The sequence below is a fragment of the Candidatus Similichlamydia epinepheli genome, from assembly GCF_003056015.1.
Genome location: NZ_PPEU01000102.1, coordinates 1 through 2,219, shown reverse-complemented (window position 1 = coordinate 2,219; position 2,219 = coordinate 1). Strand labels below are relative to the sequence as shown.

The following is a 2,219-nucleotide window of genomic DNA, read 5'->3' as shown; positions in this document are numbered from 1 at the left end:
AGCATCAAGCTCAGGAGGATTGGTCTTGAAAGAATCTAATTCGGAGGTAGTATCAGATCATAAGTACTTTGTACCGAAACGTTACGCGGTTCGAGACAGTCTTTTGTATGGAAAGTTGTCTCATATTTTTAGCCTTTATTCTCAAAAACATTTTTGGGACGAATTACTTGCTCTTTGTTCTGAATCTTCACCAGAGGATTTAGCACATGTTTCGCAGAGCTGCATGGCGGAACAACGAATCTACATTTATGAAGCTCTTCAGACTTTTGCACGTAGAGTTAAGTTTTTTGCTAGTGCTGGCAAATCTACGAAAAAGGTGGTTGCATCTACATTGTGTGATGAAGAGATAGCTGAAATTATCATGCATCTTCCTGTAGATGAGGCTCTTCTCGTGATTGTAGCTTTGTCCTACGGAAGAGAACGCCGAATTATGGCTCTTTTAGATCCTAAAAAATCTGCGAAGATTGTGGCACAACGAGGATATGTTCCAGGAACGGTCGGACGTCTTATGTCAAGGGAGTTTTTTGCCTTTCAAGCAGATTGGACTATAGGAGATGCTGCTGCATTCATACGTGAACATCCAGAGATCGATTTTTTGTTGCGTGTTTTTATTTTGAATAAAATAGGAGCTATTTGTGGATGTGTTCCATCTAGGGCCCTTTTGATTTATCCAGTAAATGTACCTTTAAAAAGGGTAATGAGATCTATTTCGCAGCTAGTTACTCCAGATTCTCCCATAGAGGAAGTGATTGAAATTTTTGACAGGTACAAAGACACAGATGTGCCAGTAGTCGATAGTAATGGTATTCTTTTGGGAGTGATTACGTATGAAGATGTTCTAGACTCGATCGAAGAAAAGGCTGATAAAACCATCGCATACATTTCTGGGACAGAAAAAGAGATAGAAGGTGAGACACCACTTTTACAGGGAGTTTTTTCTCGCGCTCCTTGGTTGATTATCACTCTTTGTGCAGGGTTATTAAATGCTGGAAATCTTTCTAGATTCCCAGCGAAATATCGAATCCTTCTCCATTTTGTACCTATGATAAATGGCATGTCTGGAAATGTTGGATTACAATGTAGCACAGTTCTTGTTCGTGGTATCGCTGCTGGGTTGGTCCCAGAAAGATCTACTTTGCCTGTTATTTTTCGCGAAATTGCAATTGGAGCCTCTGCAGGTTTACTTTTTGGTTTTTGTGCTGGGTGTTTGATTATGTTCTTGCAAAAACTATTTTGCGTGTACGGAGCTGTTGAGATCTATCCATGGGAATTAGGTTTGGTCGTAGGTATAGGATTAAGCGGGGCATGCCTTTTCGCTACTACTCTTGGGGTCCTTTTCCCTCTTTTTTTTGAGAAGGTTGGAGTTGATCCAGCTGTAGCATCTGGTCCAATAGTAACTGCTATTAATGATGTGACTTCTACTGCTATGTATTTCTTATTCGCTCAGCAAATGGCCAGCTTATTCTTTGGTGTCTGATGCTAGAAGGCTTGAGAATTATCCTGCGATTCAAAATATTTCAGATATACTATTTTTTTTGGACTGTCAGAGAATATCTTTGTTGTCCTTCTTTTGCACAAAAGGATTTTGTCCTATTTTTTCTATACTTATTTTCTAGCCCTTATCGAATATGTCGTCTTTTCTGGGAGAAAGAAAAGGGGCAAGACTATCTTGCAAATGTCCCCTATGGGGAAACTCCTCTAAGTACTTGGAAAATAATTTGTAGTGAAGCTTGTATAGGAGTCGAGGATGTACTTTTAGATCTAGGATGTGGAAGAGGCCGGCTTTTATTTTGGTCTTTATCTAGAATAGGTTGCAGAGTAATAGGAATTGATAGCGTTCCTTTTTTTATTAGTAGAGCAAATTTTCTAGTTCGCATATTACGAATCAAACAGGCAAGATTTCTTGTTGAAGACATTTGCTCAGCACCATTGGAACAAGCTACAGTAATCTACTTTTACGCATCTATATCAGATGATGAATTGTTTTTAGATTTAGCAGTATGGTTGACTAGACTTTCACACAGACCATTGATTATAACTGTGGGGCAATCGCTTGTTGAGTTTATCCCTAGTTTTTCAATTGAAAAAGAGATCAAACAAGATTTTGGATGGGGCCAGACTGTAGTATACTTTCAAAGATGCCGAGAAAGATTTCGGCAAGAGTCAAGCATAAGCCCATGACGATAACTAGATTGTGTTAATCGTATCAAAATGCAAAG

The 2,219-nt window shown here is 39.0% G+C and carries 2 protein-coding genes; both read left to right on the top strand.

What is annotated here, in order from left to right:
* The coding region (locus GCCT14_RS04505) for a magnesium transporter (protein ID WP_204592955.1) at nucleotides 1-1,477 on the top strand (1,477 nt) is incomplete at its 5' end.
* Nucleotides 1,477-2,181 (top strand): class I SAM-dependent methyltransferase, encoded by a 705-nt coding sequence (locus tag GCCT14_RS04500; RefSeq protein WP_108624401.1) that lies wholly within the window; start codon nucleotides 1,477-1,479, stop codon nucleotides 2,179-2,181. The genes GCCT14_RS04505 and GCCT14_RS04500, both read left to right, overlap by 1 nt.
* Nucleotides 2,182-2,219 lie beyond the last annotated feature (38 nt).